Raw genomic sequence first — 25,239 nt, forward strand, 5'->3', positions numbered from 1 at the left:
TGCGCGCCCATATCGAGATGTCCAACGAGGTCTGGAACTGGATGTTCGGCCAGGCCCGCGATGCCGCTGACTCCGCGCAAGAGCGGTTTGGACAGGATCTGGGTGACGGCTGGATGCAGGAATACGGCGCACGTTCGGCCGAGATGGCACAGGTGCTCGACAGCGTTTATGCCGGGGCCGAAGACCGGTTGGTCAAGGTCATCGCGACCCACACCTACTGGCCCGGTCTGGAAGAACCCGCGCTCGAGGCCCCGGCCTGGCAGGCCCTGAGCCCGGCGAATGACGCGCCCTACCTGTCCTTCGACACCTATGCGATCACCGGCTATTTCGGCAACAGCCTGGGCACCGACGAAAAGGCCCCCGCGGTTCTGGAATGGATCGCCCGCAGTGAGGCCCAGGCCCGTCAGGACGCGGCGGCACAAGGGCTCAGCGGGGCCGCGGCCAATGCCTATTTCGCCGAACATCGGTTTGATCTGGCCGAAGACCTTGCGGTGCGCGAACTGCGCGATGGCTCGGTCACCGGCAATGCCGGGGACAGCCTGCAGGGTCTGTTCGATCTCTTCGCCTATCACAAGTCGGTGGCCGATGCGCATGGGCTTGACCTGGTGATGTACGAGGGCGGCACCCATGTGGTCGGCATTGGCCAGTGGGTCAGCAATGAGGTGCTCACCGAGTTTTTTGCCCATCTCAACTATTCCGACGGGATGGGGCAGCTTTATACCGAGCTGCTCGAGGGGTGGGAGGCCGCAGGCGGCACGCTCTTCAATGCCTTCGTCGATGTCGCAGGGTCCAGCCAATGGGGCAGCTGGGGATCGCTGCGCCATCTGGAGGACAGCACCGCGCGTCACGACGCCGTGGTGACGTTCATGGAAAGCCATCCCGCGCCTGCGTCGATGAAGGATGGGATCGAGGGCAATGCATCGTTTGATGTTGGCCCCGCTCCGGAGCCTGCACCCAATGAGGAGGACGACGCGGCAGAGAATGCGCCGGCCCCCACACCCACTCCTGTGCCGACACCGGCCCCAGAGCCCGAGCCAGAGACCCAGCCGGAACCGACACCAACGCCGACACCGGCCCCAACGCCCACGCCGACACCGGCCCCGGCAGTGACCGATGCGGTGCGCGAATACGTGTTCGGCAACGATCTCTTTGCCTGGGGTGTCGGGGACCCCGAACTGTCGGTGGCCCATTGGGTAGACAGCCTCGCTGATGCCGCCGGCACCAGCTATGCCACATCGATCCAGACCGGCATGCTGACCCGGCATGATGACCTGCCGCCAAACCCGCATCTGTTGGTCGATGGTGTCGATGAGGCCTGGGACCCCGATACCGGCCAAAGCTTTGCCGATGCCGGGTTCAACCAGATCACGATCTCGGCTGTGAACTTTGTGCAGGACCAATCTCCCGACAGCCCATACTGGCACGAACCCGGCACCTCGCCGCTCGCGGCCGCGCTGCAGATCATCGATTGGACCCAGGCCCGCGCGCCCGGAGCCGCGATCAACATCTTCGAAACATGGCCCGACATGGGCGGCTTTATCGACAGCTTCCCACCGACGCAGGCACAGTTCGCCGCCTGGACCAACTTCATGACCACCGACTGGCATGACTGGTGGGTGTCCCTGTCAGACATGATCCAACAGGCCCGCCCCGATCTGGACGTGCGCCTGATCAGCGTCGGCACACAGGTGGCCGAGATGCTCGACACACCCGCCCTCGGCCTTGGTGACCTGACCGCACAAGACCTCTTCCTCGACGATAACGGCCACGGCACACCCACTCTCAACTTCCTCGCCGCAACCATCCACTACACAACACTCTACGGCTCCCAAGCCCCGCAAAACATCACAATCCCAAGCTCCGTCCACAAAGACGTCGCTCAAAACTACACTCAAATCACACAGTGGATCGCCAGGGAGGCCAATCTCGAGCTGCCTGCCCCGTTGATCAATCCGTTCTCTGAAAGGTCCGACCCTGCCGGCGACGGGCAGTACGGGGGCGAGTCGTCCAGTGATCGGCAGGCGTTCACCGACACTACGGGAGCAACGCAGGGCGACGATCGTATTGAAGTCGACGCCGTCAGCGGATCGATCAATGGTGGTGCGGGGTTCGACACGTTGGTCATACATGGCGACCAAGCGTCCTTTTCGTTGCGGTTCACGGATAACGCGACGCTGATCAAGAACCACGCGACCGACGCGGAGGTTTTGCGATTGTCGAACGTCGAACAGATCGATTTTGGCCGGGAAGTGCAGCCGTTCGACACGACGGGCCTGTCGATTGGCATGTTCGATGGGATGCGTGATCTGGACGCTGCGTCGATGATGGCGTTGACCGAACTTTACATTGCCTATTTCAACCGCGCCCCGGATGCGATCGGGTTGTTTTTCTGGGGAGATCAAATGGCGAGCGGGCTGAAACTTGATGAAATCGCTGCTTATTTCTTTGATCAGCCTGAAACCCGCGCGCTCTATAGCGATTTGGACGACATGCCGTCCTTTGTGACCGCAGTCTATCAGAATGTATTGGGACGCGCGCCGGATCCTGCCGGTATAGACTATTGGCTCGACGTTCTGGGTGACGGCACTGCTATGCCACCGTCGAATTTTATTCAGGCCATTCTGGCGGGGGCAAAAGCGGCGACGGGCGACCCTGCGGATGCCGCCTATCTGGCCAGCAAGGTTGCCTTGGGTGGGCATTTTTCCGTGACATTGGGCATGTCTGATTTGCAAAACGCCAACAGTGTAATGCAAGGATTTGACGGGTCTGCGCCGAGCCTTGCAGCTGGCATGGCGCAGAGCGATGCGTTTTATGCGGATATTATGGATGGGAGGGACGATGGATTCTTGATGCAGATTGTCGGTATGTCCGACACGCCCTTTGAACTGTGACATCCCAATCGGCACAGTCCTGCGGAGGGCAGAGATACGCGCCTTCCGCAAAAGAAAGTAAAAGAGCTGTAGAATCGTCAGGGCTGTGCACATCGGACCGAGGCGCCTTTTCTAGCAATCTGGGCCAACGCGCCCAAAGACCGCCCCGTTTTGGCACCGAGATCTTAACAAACACTCTTCACCCCATAAGATGCGTCGAATTGGACCTATTTCCGTAAATTCAATTGATTGGAATCGCCGCTTCTGAGACAGCTTTGGTGATGGTGGTTGGCGTGTCACGCGTCAGCCGAATAGGGAATGCGGTGAAATTCCGTGACTGCCCCCGCAACTGTGAGCGGTAAGTGCTTCGCGCAAAACCACTGGGCCAAACTGCCTGGGAAGGTGCGAACCGCACGTTGAGCCGCGAGTCAGGAGACCTGCCATCGCCAAAGAACTGAACCCGGGCGGGGTGCACCGGAGGTCGATCTGCCTTGTGCCCCTTAGCACAATTCATGAGCACGGCCTCTATGCGACCCGCCCCAGCGCGGAGGGCGCATTATGTCTATTGAACGAACCTTGACCCAGCTTCAGGTCAATCCCAGCACGCCAGAGCGGGTGCGCGAAATTGGGCAGTTGGGGTATATGCAATGGCTGGGCGGGCTTCCTGCGCGGGCGTGCTATCTGACCGAAGCAACGTGTGCGTATATGGCCGCAACCCCCTTTCGAGATACCGATCCGGCGGTGGCGGAGTTTTGCGCGTTGTTGAAGGCGTCGCTGGATGCACCGCTGACACCGTTGGATCTGGCATTGCCCGCACCCCGGCGGCGCGGAGGCGCTAAAGAACGGCGGTTGTCGCTATAAGCCTGTGTTGCTTGCCGCAGCTTCAAACGCTGCGGCGGCCTCTTGGGTCAGGGGATCTGACAGCAGACTGCGCGCAATGTCGGGTGACAGCGTAAAACAATCGAGACCTCGGGTCGCGAGCGCGAGCATCTGGTCGGCACTGCGCAGCGACGCGACAAGAATTCGCGGATGCCCATCTGCGATTACATTCATCTGTTCGAGCATGTCCAAGGCAGGCAAACCCGCTTCGTCCATGCGCCCGAAATAGGGGGCGGCAAAGTCGGCGTTGAGCGCTTTGGCCACGAAGATCTGTTTTGGGTGATAGATCGCTGTCATCAGGATCGGACCATCCAGTGACTTGATCACAGGGACTGAACGGATGCCCTCGGGCGTCATGGGAATTTTGACGACTGTGCGCAGACCAGCCTTTGACCCCGCCTCATAGAGTTTATCAGCCCAATCCACATAACTTTCGACCGGGCCAAACACCTGTGCGTGCAATTCATGTGCGCCAAGATCACGCGCCTGTCTGGCCTTCGTCGTCCAGTCAATGTCAGGATAGGTCAGCCCGGCGCGGTGGGCGAGTAAAGGGTTCGTCGTGATACCTTTGAATAGACCCGTTGGCATCAGGTCTTGCCACGCGGCATCCTCTGCAGTGTCGAGGTAGAGATCCATCAGATCAAATGGCAGCAGACATCGCTGTGTCGAGTTCTTGAAGAGTTGGCGGGTTGCATCCTGCACGGCTGCAATTGATGGCGGCGGCCAGCCCCGCGCGGCGTATCAGGGTCTCGAGTTTGGCCGCATTGAGCGCAATTAAAGCATCCGGGGACAGTGCGTCGATCCGGGAAAGGCCGGACAAAAGCGTGGCCATAAACGTATCCCCGGCCCCAACGGTGTCGATCAATCCAGGTACGGGTGGTGCAGGGATGTTGATCTCAAGATCACCACACCAAGCGCTTGCACCATCTGGTCCCTTGGTCATCACGACAAGCGCTGCAGATGTCTTTTTGCGAACCAGATCAAGTGCTTCAATTTGAGGCATGTCGGGACACAATCCCTCCAGATCCTCATCGCTGAGTTTGAGAACATGGGTCGCTTGCATCATGCGAAAGATACGCGCGCGGTAAGTTTCGATATCGGTGATCACGGACAAGCGCACATTTGGGTCCAATGACACCAAAATGCCTGCGTCATAGGCGCCGTTGCAGGTGGATTCCCACACGTCCGCATCCTCGCCATCGGTGAGAGCCAGCGAACCGGTGTGTAGCGCGGCGGTATCAGACGGCATTGCGGCGGCTAGGGATTGGGCTGTCACAGCACGTTCGGCGGTGCCGTCACGTTCGAACACGTAGGATGGGATACCGTCGGTGACTGTCACGCGAGCGATGGTGGTTGGTGCATCAACACGTCCGCCACTCAGCGTCACACCAGATGTCACCAATGTTTCGGCCAGAATATCACCCCAACTGTCGGTGGAAATGGGAGTGAGGTATCGCACATCGGCTGTCTGACGCCCCAAAGCCATCGCCACATTGAACGGTGACCCGCCGGCAAGGGCTGACACTTTTCCGTCGCGGGTGACATGATCAATAAGATTCTCACCGCCGACGCAGATAACGGGGCTTGCTGGCATAACGGGACTTTCGGTTTTTGTGGTCAGTTCGTGTTCAAATTCACGTTCGGCAACGTGTCCAGCGCTTGCTTAAGGGCATTGCCCCACTGAGTCGAGATCGACTGAAACTCAGCATTGTCGGCTTCGACGCGTCCGACATATTTCTTTTCCAAACTGTCGGTATGGTAGCAGAAGTAATCAAGTGGCGCGCCAACTGACAAATTCGCCTTGAGTGTAGAGTCGAAACTGACCAGCAACAACTTGAGTGCGTCGGCAAAGTTAAGCTTTGGATCGTAGGCGCGCACAAGGATCGGGCGACCATATTTGATCTCACCGATCTGAAAGAACGGCGTGTCATCACCGGCTTCGATGAAATTGCCCTCGGGGTAGATCAGAAAAAGGCGCGGTGGGCTGCCAGCGATCTGGCCTCCAAGCATGAGGGTCGCGTCAAACCCACTATCGGCGCGTTGCCCTCCTTCTTTGAGGTCCTTGATCACCTCACGTAATGTGTCACCGACCATACACGCCGCCTGAAACATTGACGGGGCTTTCATCAGCGAAGACGTCCGTTCTTCGGGCAGTTTGCTGCGTTCGTCCAAAAGGCTGACCACAGCCTGGGTCGTTGCAAGATTGCCAGCCGACATGAGCGTCATCACCCGATCACCGGGTTCTTCCCAGATCGTCATCTTTTTGAATGTCGAGATATTGTCCAAACCGGCATTGGTGCGGGTGTCCGACATGAAGACCAACCCGTCGCGCAGCATCATTCCAACGCAATATGTCACTGAGACGCCTTTATTGCTGAACCACGTTTATGCGAACGTGCAACTCTTCGTTTGCACCTCCGATACGGGTACCAGATATCGGTGCTGCGTCGGAATAGTCCAGCCCTGTTGCAACACGGACGTAACGTGTATCCGGCGAGACACCGTTCGACACGTCGAAACCGACCCAGCCCAGCCCTTTGACATGAACTTCGGCCCAGGCGTGCATCGCGTCCTGCGTCGTTGTTTCATTCAGCATCAGATAGCCGCTGACATATCGCGCCGGCATCCCGAGCGCCCGTGCGCAGGTGATGAAAATCTGGGAATGATCCTGACAGACACCCTTGCCCGCTGTTATTGCATCCTCAGCCGTCCAAAAGGGCTCGGACGCACCCAGCGTATAGGCCACCGCGTCTCGAATACGGTCTGACAAGGCATGTAGTTCGGGAATGCCCGGCAATGCTTCCATACCTTTTATCAAAGCGCGCGTGCCCGGCCCTGGTTCTGTTCGCGGGGTGGTCAGGTCATAGAGCCACAAGGGCGCGATGCCGTGATGCGGCCCCAAAACGCCTGCATTGTCCACGATATCAACCTCGCCCTCACTCGTGACCGAAAGCTCGGTCGTGTTTGGATCAAAGCTGATCAGTTCAGTTGTGTTGTGATGCTGATCTTCGAACGCAACCTCTTTGCGGCCACCTTCAATGCGCGTCTCCCAAGACACAACCGATTGATTATAAGATGATTTCGGTGTCTTACGCAGCTGCTGCAGGCCATAGATGACCGGCTCTTCAAAGCGGTAAACCGTGGTGTGTTCGATCTTCAGGCGCATGCCGGGCGATCATGTTTAAACCTATGCATAAAACCTGAAATCCTGTTCGATCTGGCGGGATATTCCGCTGAGCTCTTTTAGTGTCTTCTGCAAAAATTCATGCAGGCCAAATTCAAAGATATCGTCAATGTTTTGCGACAATAGCCCGTTTTCCAATGCGCCTACCTTTTCACGTGCACCAGCCCCAACATCGTCGCCATTGGCAAGATAGCCAAGATTGTCGCAAAGTTTGCTTGCACAAAACGCCAGTGACCGGGGCATACGTTTGTCGAGGATCAGAAAGTCCGCGATTTGCCGGGGACCACCGCCGGCACCGTATTCCATGCGAAACCCACCACGGGCCGACACAGAGCGTAGGATCGATTCCCATTGCACATTGTCCAATGACGTCCCGACGGCCCGGGCCGATGGGAGGAGCACGTAGTATTTCACATCAAGAATACGCGCTGTGTTGTCGGCACGTTCCATAAACGTACCCAACCGCGCGAAATCATAGATATCGTTGCGCAGCATCGTGCCGTGGGTCACGCCGCGCACCAATGCCGCATGGTGCCGGATCAGGCGGAGCACGCCGGGCAGATCACGTTCTGACACCTTGCGAGACAGCGCTTTTTTCAATGCCATATATGCTGAATTCACGGCCTCCCAGACATCGCCGGTGATCGCCGTGCGCACCAGACGGGCGTTTTGGCGGGCAGCGTTGACGCTGGACACCACAGAGGATGGATTGTCTTTGCTGCGCAGCATCCAGTCGACAGCAAAATCGCGCGATACTTCGTCATGTGTGGCTTTGAACCCCTCAAGACAATCAGCGGATTTCAACACCGACAGCCATTCCTCGTCAGTTTGGTTCAGCCTCGTCAACGCGATGCGCTGTCCTGTTTCAATCAATCGGGCGGTGTTTTCGGCCCTCTCCATGTAGCGATACATCCAGAAGAGGCCATTTGCGGTTTTTCCCAGCACGTCGCTATTCCTCCAGCACCCAGGTGTCTTTCGTGCCACCACCTTGCGACGAGTTCACGACCAACGAGCCTTTCTTAAGAGCGACCCGCGTCAGACCACCGGGTGTGATCTTGATGCCATCCGGACTGACAAGGACATACGGTCTTAGATCGACATGGCGCGGAGTCAGTCCAGACTTGGCAAAGATCGGAACCGTGGACAGGCTAAGTGTCGGCTGCGCGATATAATTCTTGGGCCGCGCTTTGAGCTTTCGGCGGAAGGCGGCAATGTCTTTCTTGGTGGCCGTTGGGCCAATCAACATGCCGTATCCACCGGATCCGTGGACCTCTTTCACCACAAGATCTTCAAGGTTGTCGAGCACATATGCCAAAGAGTCTGGTTCCGAACAGCGCCAAGTTGGCACGTTCTGAAGCAAAGGCCGTTCGCCAGTGTAAAACTCCACAATCTCCGGCATGTAAGAATAGATTGCTTTGTCGTCTGAGATGCCGGTCCCAGGCGCGTTGGCGATGGTAATGCCACCGGCGCGGTAGACATCCATGATGCCCGGCACACCCAATTGGCTGTCTGGGTTGAAGTTCAACGGATCAAGGAAATCATCATCGACACGGCGATAAAGCACATCGATGGGTTTGTATCCGTGTGTCGTGCGCATCGCGACACGCCCATCAATCACCCGCAGGTCGTGCCCCTCAACAAGTTCAACGCCCATCTGGTCGGCAAGAAACGCGTGTTCGAAATAGGCGGAGTTGTAGATACCTGGCGTCAGAACCGCGACCGTCGGATCAGATTGCGCCATGTTGGGCGAACAAGCCGCAAGCGACCGGCGCAGATCGATCGGGTATTGTTGAACCGGTTGGACCCGGTTCTTCGAGAAAAGTTCGGGGAACATTTGCAACATAGTTTCCCGATTTTCGAGCATATAGCTCACGCCAGATGGCGTTCGGGCGTTGTCTTCCAACACGTAAAATTCACCCGGCCCGGTACAGACAAGATCGATACCAACAATGTGCGTATAGACGCCACCAGGCACATCAACCCCGATCATCTTAGGCAGGAAAGCTTCGTTCTGGGCGATCATTTCACGAGGAATGCGGCCTGCCTTGATGATCTCTTGGGTGTGATAAATGTCATGCAAAAACGCATTGATCGCGCGCACGCGCTGCTCAATGCCACGTGACAGCTTGGCCCATTCCGAAGCCGAGATGATCCGGGGAATGATATCGAACGGGATCAGACGTTCCTCGGCCTCGGACCGGCCATAGACATTAAAGGTGATGCCCGTGAGGCGAAACAGATCTTCTGCTTCGCGATTCTTGGCCCTTAATCGCTTGGGATCTTCCTGATCAAACCAATCGAAATATTTCTGATATGGCGCGCGAATACGCTCATCACGGCCCCACATCTCATCGAAGATACACTCATCAGACATAAGATACGGTTGCGCAACACCGGGAGACACGCAAGCCGAAGAAGAGTTAACAGAAGCTTAACGCCTAAAAAAATTGCAAAACGCCCACTTTTAAGGCGAAACTTCAAGCCTTTGACCTCACCCAAAATACTGATGCCCTTGCAACCGCACCCCGAACGGTAGAGCGGGCAAGTGTCCCGCAGTCTCTTAACCGATACCCGGCAACCAAGTTGCGAGGAACGGGAACAGGATCAGCAACGCCACAACCATCAAAGAACACAGGATAAACGGGATCGCCGCCCGGTAAATCTCGCGCATGGTGGTTTCTGGCGGGGCGACGCCTTTCATCACGAACAACAGCAATCCGAAAGGCGGCGTCGTAAAGCTGATTTCAAGCGCGAGAAGCATGATCAAGCCAAACCAGATCGGATCAAAGCCCAGCGTCGCAGCCAGTGGAAAGAAGATTGGAACGGTCAAGAGCATGATCGAGATTTGCTCCATGAACATGCCAAGCACCAGCAGCACACCAAACATCACCAAAAGCATCAGCGTCGGGTCCAGATCGAACCCGGTGGCCCAGTTGATCAAGCCCCGCGATGCGCCAGAAAATGCCAGCAGCTGGCTGAACGTCGCGGACCCGAACACAATGAGATAGGCCATAAGGGTCACCCGCAGCGCGCCCCGCACCGATTTCTTGACCGACTCCCAAGTCAGACAGCGATAAAAGGCGGCAAGGATCAACACGCCCAACGCGCCGAATGCGGCGGCCTCGGACGGGGTGACAATGCCGTTGATCATCATGATCACGATAGCAACCATGAGACCAATCATCGGCACCACGTCGCGCATGAGGATACCCAGCTTTTCCGCTGTGGTCATGGGTTCCACATCGTATGCCGGGGCCGCATTAGGGTCGATACGTGTCTGAACATAGATCGTCGCAATGTAGAACGTGGCGAGGATCAACCCCGGTATCACGCCTGCAATGAGCAACGCGCCGACATCAATCTTGGCCAAGGTGGCCAGCAGCACGGCAAGCGCGGACGGCGGGATGATGATGGCCAAGCCTCCAGTGCCGAGGATCGGCCCAATGGACATATGGCTCTTGTAGCCGCGCCGGTTCATTTCGGGCACCATCAATGATCCCAAAAGAGCGGTCGAGCCCATTGAAGATCCAGAAAGTGTGGAAAACCCGGTGCCGCCCAAAACAGTGACATAGCTCAAACGCCCGGGAAGCCGCCCGAGCAATTTGTCGATGGCCGAGAACATTCGGCTGCCCAACCCCGTCTGGAAGAAGATCTCACCCATCAGCAGAAATAGCGGGATCGGCACCAGCGCAAAAATTGTCAACGCACCCCAACCATTGTTGAGCAGCGCCACAACTCCACGGTCACCACCCATGAACACCCATGCACCGATGATGTTCGCCGCCAAGAACGCAAGCGCGACGGGCATGCCCAGCGCCATCAGGAACATGATGCTGCCAACCAGCAGCCCGAGCGCTTCGAACCATTCCATTATTCGTGGATCCCTGCTTCGCCGGAGTGCATGAGTTCCGCCCCAAAGACAAAGCGGGCAAATTCGATTGCCATCACGGAAAACGCGATGGGGAAGGTGATCGTCAGCAGCCACCGGGGATAGTAGTAGGCGCGCACATCATAGTTGTTGCGTTCGATATTCGTCAGGAAAAGCTGCAAGCCGTACCATGCCAGGATCAGACACACGACCACGCAAGACAGCGCGACAAACCGGCTTACCACACGGCGCAGCGACGATGGCAAAGCGGCTGTCACCAATTCGATATGCACATGCCCTTTTTCACGCACCAGCCACGGCGCACCAAGCATAGTCATATAAAGAATGCCGTATTCGGCAGACGTGAACAGCCATGCAAATGGCTGAAGTCCAAGATTGCGCATCAGTACTGACACCACAACAGACACCATTAGCCAGACCAAGGTCACAGCAGCGATGAAAGCCATAGTGTGGAGCAAAACGTCATAGACGCGGATCGCGGCGCGCATGAGGGATTCCATTCAATATGAAATGGGCCGGGGTACGCCCCCGGCCCGATGTTCTTAGTTGTCCGCTGCGGGATCGTAGAATTTGCCGATCAAGTCATCATACCCGGCCACCGAAGTCGGCTCTGCTTCCATAAGCTCTTTCATCCGCGCCCATGTGGTTTCGCGTGCGGCTGAAAGGTAATTCGCTTTGGCATCACCCTCAAGTTCGACGACCTTCATGCCAGCTGCGTCCAATGCGGCGAAATCCTCGTCGCGCTTGCTGCGTAGCGCATTTACGCTGTCAATCTCGTGCTGGATCGCAGTGTCCTGCAGGATCGTCTTGGCCTCGTCGCTCAGACCTTCCCAAGTGTCGAGATTTACAATCACGCCCAGGTCAGTCGAGAAAAAGCAGGGTTCGATCCGGTAGTTCAGGAACTCGTTCCACTTGAGGTCGATCAGGCCGATCTGCGTCCAGCCCGTTGCATCCACAACACCGTTCTGAAGCGCGGAATAAACTTCGCCGGTTGGCAGGTCGATCACCTGTGCTTCGAGATAGTTGGTGAAGAACGCGTTATACACGGCGTTACCGCGCAGGCGCAGGCCGTCCACTTCGAGGTTTCCTGCGTCGTCAAACGACGGCTCATCACGCGTCCAAAGGTTGTAGCACACACCACTATCGAACCAGCCAAGGTATTTGAGGCCCATGCGCTCCTGGTGGATCTGATCGATCATTTCGATCCCGCCGTTTTCACGGGTCTCAACCGCCGTCAGGTTCGACGCCACAAGCGCGTCTTTTTCTGGCAGCGCACCGCCGTAGAACGATCCGGGCGTGTAAACCATGTCCACGATCCCGTCGCGCACCGCGTCCGGCTGCTGGAACATGCCGATAGCCTCGGGGCCGCCGCGCACTTCGATCTGGATCACACCTTCGCCCGCTTCGTTCACCTTATCGACGAAGGACAAAAAGCTTTGCGTATAAATCAGCGTTTCGGGAAACGCGTGCACGGCTGTGATGGTCTCTTGCGCTTGGGCGACTGTCCCAAGCATGACGCCACCCGCCACGCAGCCTTTCAAAAGATTGATATTCATAGATAGTTCCTCCTACACCCTTCGGCCTGTGATGGCCTTTGCTACTGCGAAACGGTGTCCCGCCCCGCGCTCCTGAAATTGGTCTGTTGGACTGGTATGGCCCACGGCATGTCCTGCACATGTTGCGCACGGAATGCCGAAATGGCCTGTTGGTGGTTTTGGGTCAGGTCGATGTCATCCCAACCATTGATAAGTTTCTGCTGCCAGACGTCGTCAAGCGTGAAGTCCAGCGTGGTGTCGCCAAACCGTATTGCCCGGTTGGACAGGTCGACGGTCACCTCTTGTGCGCCGTCGGCAAGTTTTGCGATGGCCGCATCCACCTCTGCCTCGGACACGCGTGCGGGCAGAAGGCCGTTGTTCACCGAATTGCTGGCAAAGATGTCACCGAAGCTAGGCGCGATCACGACGCGGATGCCGAAATCGACCAGCGCATAAACCGCTGCCTCACGCGACGATCCACTGCCGAAATTCCGGCGCGAGATCAGGACACTGGCGTTGGTCTCTGCGTTCAACGGAAAGTCGGGTACAGCCTTGCCATTGCTGTCCGTGCGCATGTCATGCAACAGGAAATCGCCGTACCCTTCGGACCGTGGCGTCGACATGAACCGCGCTGGAATCAGCTGGTCGGTGTCCACGTTCTCGCGGTCCAGCGCCACGGCAAGCCCGGTATATGTGCTCCATCCGCTCATGCGACCTCCCGCTCTTTCAGCAAATCGCGCACGTCGGTCAGATGGCCTGTTACCGCAGCCGCCGCCACCATCGCGGGCGACATCAGATGAGTCCGTGCCCCGCGGCCCTGACGGCCCCGGAAATTGCGATTGGTGGTCGACGCGCAGCGTTTGCCCGGTTCCACATGATCACCGTTCATCGCGACGCACATCGAACAGCCTGACCCGACCCAATCAAGGCCTGCGTCAATGAAGATACGATCCAACCCTTCGGCCTCGGCCTGCGCTTTGACATAACGCGATCCGGGCGACACGATTCCCGGCACCCTAGCCTGTCGTCCGGCCAGAACCGCCGCCGCCGCGCGCAAATCTTCGATGCGGGCGTTGGTGCAGGAACCGATGAACACTTGATCAACGGCGATGTCAGCCAACGCACGTCCCGCTGCGAGACCCATATACTCCAGCGCATTCCGTGCCCGTTCCGCAGCATTGCCTTGCATGCGGGACGGATCAGGGATCGTTGCAGTCACCGGCAAAGCGTCTTCGGGGGTCGTGCCCCAAGTAACAATGGGCGCGATTTCGGACGCGTCGAGGGTGTCAGCCGTTTCAAAATCGGCGTCCGCATCAGATGACAACGTTGACCAGTATTCGATGGCACGATCCCAATCAGCGCCGCTCGGTGCGAAATGCCGCCCTTTGACATAGGCAAACGTGGTCTCGTCCGGTGCCACCATGCCAAATCGCGCGCCACCTTCGATGGAAAGGTTGCAAAGAGTCATACGCCCTTCCATCGACAGAGCACGCACGGCAGGCCCGGTGTATTCGATGGCATGCCCGCGTGCGCCGTCGGCACCCAGTTTCGCAATCCACGCCAATGCCAAATCCTTGGCCCCGACACCGGGCCCAAGCCGCCCGGTCACGTCAATTTGCATAGCCTTGGGTTTCTTTTGCCAAACGGTTTGCGTTGCCAACACATGCGCCACCTCGGTCGCGCCGATGCCAAAGGCCAACGCTCCAAACGCACCGTGCGTCGACGTGTGGCTATCCCCGCAATTGATCAGCAATCCCGGCAGTGTCAGGCCCTGTTCCGGCCCAATCACGTGCACAATGCCTTGTCGTGGGTCATCAAGTCCGAAACACGTGATGCCATGCGCCTTGGTGTTCGCTTCAAGCGTTTCGATCATCCGTGCAATGGCATCAGTCGCGGGCTTACCACGCGTAGGGGCGTAGTGATCCGCGACCCCAAAAGTCAGACTTGGTTCAGACACAGGTAGTCTGCGATCTGCAAGCTTAGCAAAGGCATGATGCGAGCCCTCGTGAACAAGATGCCGATCGACCCAAAGAAGGCTGGTCCCATCTTCGCGGCGCAGGATTTCATGTGCATCCCAAAGCTTGTCGAGAAGACGGCGCGCGGTCATGACGACATGCCCCCAATCACGGGTTCCCAATGCCGTGCTTCCCCATCTCCGACGCGGGCAAGGCTCATCTCAAGCCGAAACAGATCGGGCCGATACAATGCCGACAGGTGTTCCACACCTTGCCCGCTTGCATCGCGCACGATGCGCTGCACGAACAAAAGCGGTGATCCCACTGACACCTCCAAGGCATCGGCCACATCGGGCGTCGCCAAAGCTGCTGTCACGGTCTGATGCGCACTTTCCACACTCACGCCACTGCGCTCCAAAAGACGAAAGAGCGGCTGCGTGGCAAGGTCGGCCTCATCATAGCTGACCGCGATGTCTTTGGGCACATAAGTGGTGAGGTGCGAAAAGGGCTGACCGTCAGAGGATCGCACGCGCACGGCCTTTTGCACATCAGCCCCTTCAGGTATGCCCAGTGCCTCGGCCACCGCTGCAGGGGCGCTGTCATACGAGAAAGACAACAGCCGCGCGGTTGTCTTGCGATCCATCTCGACCAGATGCGGGATCAGCGTCGCGAAATCGGCTGAGAGCCTTTGATCAGCCTGCTCCCGCGCCCGCACTACCGATCCGGCTCCTGTTTTTTTCTTGATCCAGCCATCAGCAGCCAAAGCCTCAAGCGCGCGACGGATGGTGATGCGCGATACGTCAAACTGCTCGGCAAGTCTGTGCTCGCCCGGCAAACGCGTACCGTCCTTGAACACCCCATTTGATATTTCGTCGCGCAGCAACAGGTAAACCCTGCGGGCTTTACCGCCTTCTGGAAGTCCGGAATGCGCGTTTATCGTCACGACAGCGCGGCCCCTGTTGGTTGCTGATCCCCGTGGCCAGTTGAACGATCCACCGAAGATTCTTCGTTTGTTGGTCTTTCAATATACCAAAACCTGTTATATGAAAAGTGCAGATTTTGGGGAGGGTCATATGCCAATCGTAGAAGCGCACATCCTTGAAGGATACAGCCCCACAGAGAAATCCCGCCTCACTTCGGCCCTGACAGACGCGATTCGATTTGTCGTACCGGCGCCGGATGAGGCCATCACTGTGATGCTGCACGAATACCCGTCCGAGGCCTATGCGCGCGGCGGACAGCACCGCAAACCGGCACCGGCTCTGCCTGACCCTTCGCAAATCGTGCGCGATTACCTTGCGGCGATGGAAGCCCGCGATCTGGACGCGGCACAGGCCATGCTGGGCGAGGGTTTTCAGATGGTATTCCCCGCGACGCAACCGATGACGCAGCTATCGGAACTGATCGAATGGTCCAAGGGTCGCTACAGGTTTGTCAAAAAGACGTATGACGGGTTCGACGCGATGCATAGCGGCAGCGTTGCCGTCGTCTACGCACGTGGCACGCTCTATGGCGAATGGATGGATGGAACACCCTTTGAGGGCATCCGCTTTATCGACCGTTTCGAAATCAGCGGAGGCAAGATCGTCCGTCAGGACGTCTGGAACGACATGGCCGAGGCACGCGCGCAATGAAAGCTGCCATCGACCCGATCACGCTGGCCGTACTCGCCGGTCGGATGGAACAAATCGCAGACGAGATGGACGCGACCCTGTTCCACGCGGCCTTCAACCCGATTATCGCCGAGGCGCATGATGCGTCGCACGGGTTCTACCACGCGAACACCGGCGACACGCTTGTGCAGGGGAAATCCGGCTTGCCGATTTTTGTCGGCGTGATGGCCTTTGCCGTGAAAGCGGTGATCGACAAGGCCGCCGAAGCTGGTGATCTGGCCGACGGTGACATCTACATCTTTAACGACGCCCATATGGGTGGAACGCACCTGTCTGACATGCGGCTGGTGCGCCCGTATTACCGCGACGGGAAGCTGTTCTGCTACCTCGCCAGTGTCGGCCATTGGCACGATGTGGGCGGCGCGGTTCCCGGAAATTACAACCCCTCGGCGACCGAGGCGTTTCAGGAGGCATTTATCCTGCCGCCTGTCAAACTCGCCCGTGGGGGTGTTATTCAGCAGGACATCATCGACATCCTCTTGCGCAACACCCGCCTGCCACAATCGGCGATGGGCGATCTGAACGGGCAGTTGGGCGCTTTGGACTTGGGCGTGAAGCGGCTGGATGAGTTGCTGGATGAATACGGAGCCGAGACCGTGTCTGCGGCTTTGAACGCCTTGGGCGACCGGGCCGAGACGCTGATGCGATCTGAACTGTCCAGTCTGCCAGATGGGCGCTGGGAAGCGGTGGATTACCTCGACAACGACGGGATCACAGATGTGGCCCTGCCGATCAAGGTCGCGCTCGAGATCACGGGCGACACTATGGTGCTCGACTTTGAAGGCACCGCACCGGTCACCGCTGGTCCGGTGAACATCGCCTACCCGACGGCGGTGGCAACCGCCTATGTTGCAATCAAACACATCTTTCCCGACCTGCCTGCCAATGCCGGAGTCATGCGCCCGATTGATGTGCGTGTTCCGGACGGATCACTGCTCTCTGCCGAATTCCCGGCACCTGTGGGCGGATACACCGAGACCATCCTGCGCATGATCGACGTGATCTTTAGCGCCGCATCCCAAGCAGCCCCCGAACGGGTTGTCGCCAACGCCTATGGCACGATCAACGCGCTTTCCATCGCGGGGAAGCGTGCGAACGGCCAACGTTGGGTGATGTTCAGCTTCTACGGCGGCGGGCATGGGGGAAGCATTGAGTCAGACGGCCTCAACCACGGCAATGCGCCGATTTCCACAGCGACCATTCCACCGATGGAGATCCTCGAGGCAGCCTACCCGGTCATGTTCCGTCAATGGGCTCTGCGCCCCGACAGCGCTGGCGCAGGTGCGCATCGTGGTGGGCTGGGCGCGACCTATGAGGTTGAGGTGCTTGAAGAAAACGCAGAGGCGTTCCTTTTTGGCGAACGCGGCCGGTTTGCGCCGCAGGGTGTGCAAGGCGGCGACACTGGGGCGATGAACGTATTTCACTATGAACAGGCGGATGGGTGGAAGACCCCGCCGCTTGCGTCAAAGATGCTTGGGATCAAGCTGACCAAGGGACAGGCCGTGCGCCTCGACACCCCCGGTGGTGGCGGCTACGGCGCGGCAGCAAACCGCGATGCGACAGCGGTCGCCCGCGATGTGGCGCTTGGATACTTGACGCCGGACAAAGCGACCGATCTGTACGGCCCCGCATGGAAAGAGGTCGCAGCATGACCAAGATGATCGGCGTCGATGTCGGTGGCACCTTTACCGATGTGTTCGTGCTGGACGAGACCACTGGAACGGCGCAGGTGGCCAAGGTGCCCACCACCCGGCCCGACCAGTCGGGCGGCTTTCTTGATGGGATCGGCCAGCAGGTCGATGACCTTTCTACCGTGGCGGCTGTTGTGCATGGCACGACCGCCGGAACCAATGCTCTGCTCGAGCGCAAAGGCGCAAAGATCGGCGTGATCACCACTCACGGACTCCGCGACGTTCTTGAAATGCGCCGCCGCGACAGGCCCCGCACATGGGGTCTGCGCGGCGACTTCGAGCCAGTTGTCCCGCGAAACCTACGGTTGGAGGTGCCGGAACGTACGCTTGCCGATGGCACGATCCGCACGCCCGTTGATCTGGACGCGGTCAGAGCTGCCGCCCAACAGTTGATCGACGAAGGCTGTCTGGCCGTCGCGATCCTATTCGCCAACGCCTATGCCAATGCCGAGAACGAGGCCAAAGCCGTCGCGACCGTACGCGGCATGTGGCCCAACGACCATGTGAGCTGTTCGTCGGAGATCCTGCCGGAGATCCGCGAATTCGAACGCTTCTCAACCACCGCTCTGAACGCTTACCTGCAACCCGAAGTGTCGGGTTACATCAACCGCCTTGACCAAGCCCTGACCAAAGGCGGGTTCGGTGGCGAGTTCATGATCGTTCAATCGAATGGCGGCGTCATGGGCACCGACACGGCCTGCCGCCTACCAATCCGCACCGCGCTCTCTGGTCCCGCTGCTGGCGTGATCGCCGCAGGGCACATCGCCACAACGGCTGGTTTTGAGAACGTCATCACGGGTGACATGGGTGGAACAAGCTTTGACGTGGCTCTGATCGCCAAGGGGCAGTCGATGTTGTCGCCACAGACCTCCATCGATTTCGGCATGGTGGTGCGCAACCCGATGATCGAAATCACGACGATCGGTGCCGGGGGCGGCTCTATCGCATGGGTCGACAAGGGTGGTTTGCTCAACATCGGCCCCGAAAGCGCCGGATCGACACCCGGCCCGGTGGCCTACGGTCAGGGGAATGATCGCCCAACGGTGACCGATGCCAATGTCGTGCTGGGTCGGATCGACCCGGACAATCCCATCGGGGGCAAGCTGGATCGGCTGGATGTCAACGCAGCTGGACGCGCGATCAACCTGCATGTGGGCCAGAAACTTGGCCTGACCACTGTTGAGGCCGCCGAAGCGATCCTCCGCGTCGCCAATTCGCGCATGGCGGGCGCGATCCGACTAGTCAGCATCGAACGCGGGTTCGACCCCAAGCGCTTTGCCTTCATGCCCTTCGGTGGAGGCGGTGCATTGCACACCGGAGCGATCTTGAAAGAGGTCGGCATCGGCAGCGCGATTGTTCCCCGCTATCCCGGTGTGACCAGCGCAATGGGCTGTGTGATCGCCGACATGCGGCAGGATTTCGTGCAAACGATCAACACACTGACCGCGACTTTGGACACCGGTGCGCTGCGTGACGTCATGCAAAAACATATCGACGATGGTATGGCCCTGCTCGATGCTGCGCAATCGCGGTTCGAGGCGCGCGATATCGTGGTCGAGTTGGACATGGCGTATGTCGGGCAAACCCACACCGTGGCTGTGCCGTTGCCGATCACAGTCGAAGGCTCCAGTGTCACAGCGCCGACCGTGGCCGAGGTCGAAGCAGCCTTCGACGCAGCCTACCAAACCACATACGGACGCCTGCTCAAAAACGGCACACGCAGGGTGATGAACCTGCGCACTGCCGTGATCGGACGCCGCCCCAAGTTCGACCTAACCACGCTCGCCCCCAAAGGTGGCTCGGTGGAGGACGCGCACACCGGCAGCCGCAAGGTGCATTTTGGCGATACTTGGTTCGAAACCACCATCTACAACCGTCTAGCCTTGCCGGTAGGTGCGGAAATCAAAGGCCCAGCGATCCTTGTGCAGCCGGACACGACCGTGCTGGTCGATCCCGGCCTGACAGCACAGATCGATACCTGCGGCAACACCATCATCACACGGGACGAGGACTGAGACATGGCCCACACCATTGATCCAAGGCGCACGGCCCTTCTGACCATTGATCTGCAGAACGACTTTCTGCACCCCGATGGCGCCTATGGCCGTGCAGGCCAAACAGCAGAAGCGATCACCGCCCTGCCCGCCCGGATCAAACCCGTCGCAGATGCCCTCCGCGCCAAGGGCGGCACTTATATCAGCGCTCAGTTTACGCTGGTGCCAGGGCCGAATGACGAACCTCTGATCGCGCCGCATTTGAAAGAACTGCGCCCCTTCCTTGGCAAAGGCGACTTTGCCCCCGGAAAATTCGGCCACGGTTTGGTCGATGCACTTGCCCCCGCGGACTACACCATCGAAAAGGTCGCCTATTCCGCGCTGTACCAGACGCGGCTGGAATACATCCTGCGTGCGCTGGATATCGACACGTTGATCATCGGTGGGATCGTGACAAATGGCGGTGTGGCCAGCACGGTGAGGGACGCGCATCTGCGGAACCTGCACACCATCCTGCTGTCCGATGGTTGTGCCGCATTCAAACAAGAGGTGCATGACGCCACGCTGCTGTCCCTTGCGTCGGTCTGCCCGAATATGACCTGCGCCGAGATGCTGGAAAGCCTGACATGAGCCTGAAAACCCGCCTTGCCTCTGACGAGATCCTTGTCGCTCCGGGTGTGTATGACGCCCTGACGGCGGCGCTTGCGGCGCAAGCCGGGTTCGAAGCTCTGTACCTGAGCGGTGCGGCGGTGGCCTATACACGGCTGGGTCGCCCGGATATCGGACTTACTTCGGTCAGCGAGATGGCTGATACAATGGCCTTGATCCGTGACCGCGTAGACCTGCCGGTGATCATCGATGCCGATACGGGTTTCGGCAACGCGCTGAACGCACAGCGCACTATGCGGCTCTACGAACGTGCTGGGGCCAATGCCTTGCAGGTCGAGGATCAGACCTATCCCAAACGCTGTGGGCATCTGGCCGAGAAATCGATCATTTCAACGCAGGAAATGGTCGGCAAGATCGCCGCGATGGCAGATGCGCGGGCCAGCGACGAGACCTTGATCATCGCCCGCACCGATGCCGTGGCTGTTGATGGATTCAACGCCGCCACTGACCGGGCCGAGGCCTATGTTGAGGCTGGCGCCGATGCCCTGTTTATCGAGGCGTTGCGGTCGGTAGACGAGATGAAAACGGTGACGGAACGGTTCAAGGGCCGTGTGCCACTGCTGGTGAACATGGTCGAAGGCGGGGCGACACCGATCCAGAACGCGTCCTTTCTGAACGATCTCGGGTTTTCCATCGTGATCTTTCCGGGCGGCATCGTCCGCGCCTTGGCGCATACGGCTGAAGCCTATTACCAAAGCCTCATGTCCACCGGCAGCAACCGCGCCTTTGCGGATAACATGTTCGATTTTGGCGGGCTGAACGAGCGACTGGGCACGGACGAAATGCTGGCTCTTGGCAAACGCTACGAGTCAGGTGGGCACGACTGAGCCATGTCGATCTTGCCGCCGCCTGACACCGGTTTCGATCTGGACGTGCCGATCCTGATTATTGGCGCAGGCGGCTGTGGTTTGGTGGCAGCGCTGGCCGCCAACGATGCCGGGGGCGAGGTTCTGGTGGCCGAGGCCGATGCCGCGCCATCCGGCTCCACCGCACTCTCCGCAGGGCTGATCCCGGCTGCGTGTACGCGGTTTCAGCAAGAAGCGGGGATCGAGGACAATGCTGATCTGTTCGCGCAGGACATTCAGAAGAAGGCCAAGGGCGAGAACCCTCAAAATCTCGTTGACCTGCTGGCAAACCAATCGGGCAAAGTGATTGAGTGGTTGGCAGACAGGTTCGATCTGCCCTTTTCGGTCGTCTCCGATTTCGATTACCCCGGCCATTCCCGCCGCCGCATGCATGGCCTGCCAACCCGCGCGGGGCGAGAGTTGATTGACCGGCTGCGCACCGCCTGCGAGGCGCAAGGCATGGACATTATATGCAATCGCCGCGCGACATCGCTTTTTGTCGAAGGGGATCACGTGCGCGGCGTACGGTTGGAGGGGCCGAACGGTACGGAAGACGTCGGCTGCGGCGCTCTGATCCTTGCCTGCAACGGCTACGGCGGCAACCGTGCCATGGTTCGGCAGTTCATGCCCGAGATCGAAAACGCGGTCTGGTTCGGGCACGACTACAATCAGGGCGACGCGGTAACATGGGGCGAGGCGCTTGGCGCTGAGACCCTGCATCTGGGCGCGTATCAGGGCCATGGCAATGTCGCGCATCCGCAAGGGATTCTAATCACTTGGGCCGTAATCACCCAAGGCGGTGTGCAGGTAAACCTGAACGGAGACCGGTTCTGGGACGAAAGTCAGGGCTATTCGGAAGCCGCCCGCGCGGTACTTGCGCAACCGGACGGCGTGGCCTGGACGATCTTCGACAGTCGCATCGCGGATGTTGCGCGTCAGTTTCAAGATTTCAAGGATGCCGAGGCCATTGGCGCGATACGCATTGCCGACTCGGTAGCCGAACTGGCCGAGATTACTGGCCTGCCCGGGACCAACCTGACGCAGACGCTTTATGATATTCCAACGGGCAGACCTGATGCCTTTGGACGCAGCTTCCTTGGCGAACCACTGAAACCACCTTATTGTGCAGTAAAAGTGACCGGGGCCTTGTTTCACACGCAAGGCGGGTTGAAGATCGACCAGAACGCTCGTGTGGTCCGCAAAGCTGGAAACGTCTTTCCCAACCTCTTTGCGGCCGGCGGGGCCGCGGTGGGTGTTTCAGGTTCCGGCGATAGCGGTTATCTGTCTGGAAACGGACTTCTGGCAGCGACGGTCCTTGGGTACATAGCAGGATCGACTGCCGCCAATGACATGAAAGAGGAGCATGGACATGCTTGATGCGTCACACGCGGGTCACGGACCCTCACTCGCCAAATTCGACTGGGAAGACCCCCTCGGTCTGCGCGCGTCACTTGCCGAAGAAGAGCGCATGATCGCAGACAGTGCAGCGGCCTATGCAGCTGACAAACTGTTGCCGCGCGTGTCGGACATGTATCTGAATGAAGGTGTCGCGCCAGAGATCTTCGCCGAGATGGGCGAGATGGGTTTGCTTGGCGTCACTATTCCCGAAGAGTTTGGCGGGCTGGGCGCGAATTACGTGAGCTATGGCCTTGTCGCCCGCGAAGTGGAGCGTGTGGACAGCGGCTATCGGTCGATGATGAGTGTTCAAAGCTCTTTGGTCATGTACCCGATCCACGCCTATGGCACCGATGAGCAACGCAAGAAATACCTTCCCGGTCTGGCTGCTGGCACGTTGATCGGCTGCTTTGGCCTGACCGAACCCGATGCCGGGTCGGACCCTGCGGGCATGAAGACCGTCGCCAAGAAAACCGATGGTGGCTATGTCATCAACGGCGCAAAGATGTGGATCTCGAACAGCCCGATCGCTGATGTGTTCGTCGTTTGGGCCAAGTCCGAAGCGCATGGGGGAAAGATCAAGGGCTTTGTGCTTGAAAAAGGCATGAAAGGTCTGTCCGCGCCCAAGATCAACGGCAAGCTGTCCCTGCGCGCGTCCATCACCGGTGAGATCGTGATGAAGGATGTCGAGATCGGTGAAGACGCTCTGCTGCCGGGTGTCGAGGGCCTCAAGGGACCGTTCGGCTGTCTGAACCGCGCGCGCTATGGCATCGCTTGGGGCGTTATGGGGGCAGCAGAAGACAGCTGGCACCGCGCACGCCAGTATGGATTGGACCGGACGCAATTTGGAAAGCCGCTGGCGCAAACTCAGCTTTTCCAGAAGAAACTGGCCGACATGCAGACCGAGATCACTTTGGGCCTGCACGCGGCATTGCAAGTGGGCCGGATGCTTGACGCAGGCACCGCAGCGCCCGAGGCGATCAGCCTGATCAAGCGCAATAATTGCGGTAAGGCCTTGGAGATCGCGCGGCACGCCCGTGACATGCATGGCGGCAACGGGATCATGGCCGAATACCACGTCATGCGTCACGCGCAGAACCTTGAGACGGTCAACACTTACGAAGGGACGCATGATGTGCACGCCCTGATCCTTGGCCGCGCGCAGACTGGGCTGCAGGCGTTCTTCTGATGTCAGCACCGCTGGAAGGTTTGAAAGTTCTTGAATTGGCCCGCATCCTTGCCGGGCCAATTGTCGGTCAGACACTGGCCGATCTTGGCGCAACCGTCATCAAGGTGGAAAGCCCCAAGGGGGATGACACCCGCACATGGGGGCCCCCGTTCATTAACCGCGAGGACGAGGACACGCCGTCAGCCGCCTATTTCTACAGCTGCAACCGGGGCAAATACTCGGTCACGGCGGACCTGGCGACCGACGAAGGCCGCGCCTTTGTACTGGATTTGGCACGCGAAGCGGACGTACTCATCGAGAACTTCAAGGTTGGTGGGCTTGCCAAATACGGGCTGGATTATGCCAGCCTGTCTGCGGTCAACCCCGGTCTGGTGTATTGTTCCATTACTGGCTTTGGCCAAACTGGCCCTTATGCCGAACGTGCCGGGTACGATTATCTTGTCCAAGGCATGTCCGGCCTCATGTCGATCACTGGCGACCCAAGCGGTGAACCGCAGAAAGTGGGCGTCGCGGTGACGGACATCTATACCGGCCTTTACGCCGTGATTGGCATTCAAGCTGCACTTAGAGAGCGGGACGCCAACGGATACGGCCAGCATATCGACATGAGCCTGTTCGACGCAGGCACAGGATGTCTTGTCAATCAGGCGATGAATTTCCTTGCGACGGGGCAATCGCCGAACCGCATGGGCAACCAGCACCCGAACATCGTGCCATACGAAGTCTTCCCCGCGTCAGACGGTGACATCATCATCGCGTCGGGCAACGACCGTCAGTTTCAGGGCCTGTGCGAAGTTGTCGGACGCAGCGACATTGCCGAAAACCCCGAATACCGAACAAACGCGGGGCGGGTGAAACATCGCGACGAATTGATCGCGATGCTCAAGGCCGAGACCGCGAAACAGACCAAAGCCGAGCTTTTGGAAGCGCTCAAATCCAAGCAGGTCGCGTCTTCGCCGATCAATACAGTTGGGGAAGTGTTCGACGATCCTCAGATCGTGCATCGCAATATGAAAATCACACCCGAAGGTGTCCCCGGGGTTCGGACACCAATCACGTTCAGCGCGTCAGAGCTTGCGCTTGACCGCACCGCACCTTCGCTTGGTGCGCACACAGAACTGGTTCGCAAGTCCGGGTGGTCGGTCAACGACTGACCACCTGGTTTGCTTAGTGCAACCGAAGACCGGTTTCGGGCGCAAAATACGACACCTTGCCAAGGTCGAAAGACAGCCGCTTTTGCTCTCGGGGACCGGCGGTCGTTTCGGAATGCAAAAGCGCCGTGATGTGTTTCCCGCCCAGCTGCATCACCGCAAAGGTGTCCGCGCCAGCGGGCTCGACAATGTCGATCATGCACTCTGCTGCCTGTGTCGCCTCTGATCCACAGAGATCCTGACCTTCTCCCGCTACGCCGAAGCTGGGTTCGATGCCGTTGAGACTGCGATAGATGGGGTCTTTCCAAGTATTAAGTTTC

The 25,239-nt window shown here is 58.7% G+C and carries 22 protein-coding genes, 1 pseudogene and 1 riboswitch; of the genes and pseudogenes, 10 read left to right on the forward strand and 13 right to left on the reverse strand.

The window, feature by feature from the left end; genetic code table 11:
* Positions 1-2,891 (forward strand): DUF4214 domain-containing protein (locus ACTG4M_RS00005; protein WP_439121576.1); only part of this gene is annotated, 2,891 nt, incomplete at its 5' end.
* Between the two features lie 244 nt (positions 2,892-3,135).
* A riboswitch (cobalamin riboswitch) is annotated at positions 3,136-3,329 on the forward strand.
* A gap of 99 nt (positions 3,330-3,428) precedes the next feature.
* Positions 3,429-3,731, forward strand: a complete 303-nt coding sequence (locus tag ACTG4M_RS00010) for a hypothetical protein (protein ID WP_439121577.1) — start codon at positions 3,429-3,431, stop codon at positions 3,729-3,731.
* On the opposite strand, the gene ACTG4M_RS00015 is transcribed toward ACTG4M_RS00010, so the two are convergent.
* From ACTG4M_RS00015 to ACTG4M_RS00070, 12 genes are all read right to left on the reverse strand, one after another.
* Positions 3,726-4,385, reverse strand: coding sequence for a transaldolase family protein (locus ACTG4M_RS00015; RefSeq protein WP_439121578.1), 660 nt, complete (start codon positions 4,383-4,385; stop codon positions 3,726-3,728). The two genes, ACTG4M_RS00010 and ACTG4M_RS00015, sit on opposite strands and share 6 nt — an antisense overlap.
* A gap of 4 nt (positions 4,386-4,389) precedes the next feature.
* Positions 4,390-5,343 carry a carbohydrate kinase family protein gene (locus ACTG4M_RS00020; RefSeq protein WP_439121579.1) on the reverse strand — a complete coding sequence of 318 codons (954 nt, stop codon included), beginning with the start codon at positions 5,341-5,343 and terminating at the stop codon, positions 4,390-4,392.
* Between the two features lie 23 nt (positions 5,344-5,366).
* Positions 5,367-6,107, reverse strand: a complete 741-nt coding sequence (locus ACTG4M_RS00025) for a peptidase (protein WP_439121580.1) — start codon at positions 6,105-6,107, stop codon at positions 5,367-5,369.
* Between the two features lie 10 nt (positions 6,108-6,117).
* Positions 6,118-6,915, reverse strand: a complete 798-nt coding sequence (locus ACTG4M_RS00030) for a transglutaminase family protein (protein ID WP_439121581.1) — start codon at positions 6,913-6,915, stop codon at positions 6,118-6,120.
* Between the two features lie 21 nt (positions 6,916-6,936).
* Complete coding sequence (locus ACTG4M_RS00035; protein WP_439121582.1) at positions 6,937-7,878, reverse strand: alpha-E domain-containing protein; 942 nt, start codon at positions 7,876-7,878, stop codon at positions 6,937-6,939.
* A gap of 4 nt (positions 7,879-7,882) precedes the next feature.
* Positions 7,883-9,307, reverse strand: coding sequence for a circularly permuted type 2 ATP-grasp protein (locus tag ACTG4M_RS00040; RefSeq protein WP_439121583.1), 1,425 nt, complete (start codon positions 9,305-9,307; stop codon positions 7,883-7,885).
* Positions 9,308-9,493: 186 nt separating this feature from the next.
* Positions 9,494-10,804: a TRAP transporter large permease gene (locus tag ACTG4M_RS00045; RefSeq protein WP_439121584.1), complete on the reverse strand. Its 1,311-nt coding sequence runs from the start codon at positions 10,802-10,804 to the stop codon at positions 9,494-9,496.
* The gene (locus tag ACTG4M_RS00050; protein ID WP_439121749.1) at positions 10,804-11,310 is read right to left on the reverse strand and encodes a TRAP transporter small permease; all 507 of its coding nucleotides are present in this window, start codon (positions 11,308-11,310) and stop codon (positions 10,804-10,806) included. Before ACTG4M_RS00050 ends, ACTG4M_RS00045 begins: the two co-directional genes overlap by 1 nt.
* A 54-nt stretch (positions 11,311-11,364) precedes the next feature.
* Positions 11,365-12,378 (reverse strand): TRAP transporter substrate-binding protein DctP, encoded by a 1,014-nt coding sequence (dctP, locus tag ACTG4M_RS00055; protein ID WP_439121585.1) that lies wholly within the window; start codon positions 12,376-12,378, stop codon positions 11,365-11,367.
* A gap of 41 nt (positions 12,379-12,419) precedes the next feature.
* A complete protein-coding gene (gene leuD, locus ACTG4M_RS00060; protein ID WP_439121586.1) occupies positions 12,420-13,067 on the reverse strand; it encodes a 3-isopropylmalate dehydratase small subunit in 648 nt (215 codons plus the stop codon).
* Positions 13,064-14,464 (reverse strand): 3-isopropylmalate dehydratase large subunit, encoded by a 1,401-nt coding sequence (gene leuC, locus ACTG4M_RS00065; protein ID WP_439121587.1) that lies wholly within the window; start codon positions 14,462-14,464, stop codon positions 13,064-13,066. The genes leuD and leuC overlap by 4 nt, the downstream gene beginning before the upstream one ends.
* Positions 14,461-15,255, reverse strand: a complete 795-nt coding sequence (locus ACTG4M_RS00070) for a GntR family transcriptional regulator (protein ID WP_439121588.1) — start codon at positions 15,253-15,255, stop codon at positions 14,461-14,463. The genes leuC and ACTG4M_RS00070 overlap by 4 nt, the downstream gene beginning before the upstream one ends.
* Before the next feature lie 130 nt (positions 15,256-15,385).
* Between ACTG4M_RS00070 and ACTG4M_RS00075 the strand changes: the two genes are divergently transcribed.
* The 8 genes from ACTG4M_RS00075 to ACTG4M_RS00110 are packed head-to-tail and all read left to right on the forward strand — an operon-like array spanning position 15,386 to position 24,922.
* Positions 15,386-15,946 (forward strand): nuclear transport factor 2 family protein, encoded by a 561-nt coding sequence (locus ACTG4M_RS00075; protein ID WP_439121589.1) that lies wholly within the window; start codon positions 15,386-15,388, stop codon positions 15,944-15,946.
* Positions 15,943-17,637, forward strand: coding sequence for a hydantoinase B/oxoprolinase family protein (locus tag ACTG4M_RS00080; RefSeq protein WP_439121590.1), 1,695 nt, complete (start codon positions 15,943-15,945; stop codon positions 17,635-17,637). Before ACTG4M_RS00075 ends, ACTG4M_RS00080 begins: the two co-directional genes overlap by 4 nt.
* Entirely contained in the window at positions 17,634-19,691 is a 2,058-nt protein-coding gene (locus ACTG4M_RS00085; protein WP_439121591.1) for a hydantoinase/oxoprolinase family protein, read from the forward strand. The genes ACTG4M_RS00080 and ACTG4M_RS00085 overlap by 4 nt, the downstream gene beginning before the upstream one ends.
* A 3-nt stretch (positions 19,692-19,694) precedes the next feature.
* The gene (locus ACTG4M_RS00090; protein ID WP_439121592.1) at positions 19,695-20,300 is read left to right on the forward strand and encodes a cysteine hydrolase family protein; all 606 of its coding nucleotides are present in this window, start codon (positions 19,695-19,697) and stop codon (positions 20,298-20,300) included.
* A complete protein-coding gene (locus tag ACTG4M_RS00095; RefSeq protein WP_439121593.1) occupies positions 20,297-21,166 on the forward strand; it encodes an isocitrate lyase/PEP mutase family protein in 870 nt (289 codons plus the stop codon). The genes ACTG4M_RS00090 and ACTG4M_RS00095 overlap by 4 nt, the downstream gene beginning before the upstream one ends.
* 3 nt (positions 21,167-21,169) lie before the next feature.
* Positions 21,170-22,561, forward strand: a complete 1,392-nt coding sequence (locus ACTG4M_RS00100) for an FAD-dependent oxidoreductase (RefSeq protein WP_439121594.1) — start codon at positions 21,170-21,172, stop codon at positions 22,559-22,561.
* Positions 22,554-23,768 carry an acyl-CoA dehydrogenase gene (locus ACTG4M_RS00105; protein WP_439121595.1) on the forward strand — a complete coding sequence of 405 codons (1,215 nt, stop codon included), beginning with the start codon at positions 22,554-22,556 and terminating at the stop codon, positions 23,766-23,768. Before ACTG4M_RS00100 ends, ACTG4M_RS00105 begins: the two co-directional genes overlap by 8 nt.
* On the forward strand, positions 23,768-24,922 hold the full coding sequence (locus ACTG4M_RS00110; RefSeq protein WP_439121596.1) for a CaiB/BaiF CoA transferase family protein: 1,155 nt from the start codon (positions 23,768-23,770) through the stop codon (positions 24,920-24,922). Before ACTG4M_RS00105 ends, ACTG4M_RS00110 begins: the two co-directional genes overlap by 1 nt.
* 13 nt (positions 24,923-24,935) lie before the next feature.
* On the opposite strand, the pseudogene ACTG4M_RS00115 reads toward ACTG4M_RS00110, so the two are convergent.
* Positions 24,936-25,136, reverse strand: a pseudogene (locus ACTG4M_RS00115) (ABC transporter ATP-binding protein); the annotation flags it as partial.
* Positions 25,137-25,239 lie beyond the last annotated feature (103 nt).

The sequence above is a fragment of the Marivita sp. genome, from assembly GCF_965656765.1.
Taxonomy (GTDB): Bacteria; Pseudomonadota; Alphaproteobacteria; order Rhodobacterales; family Rhodobacteraceae; genus Marivita.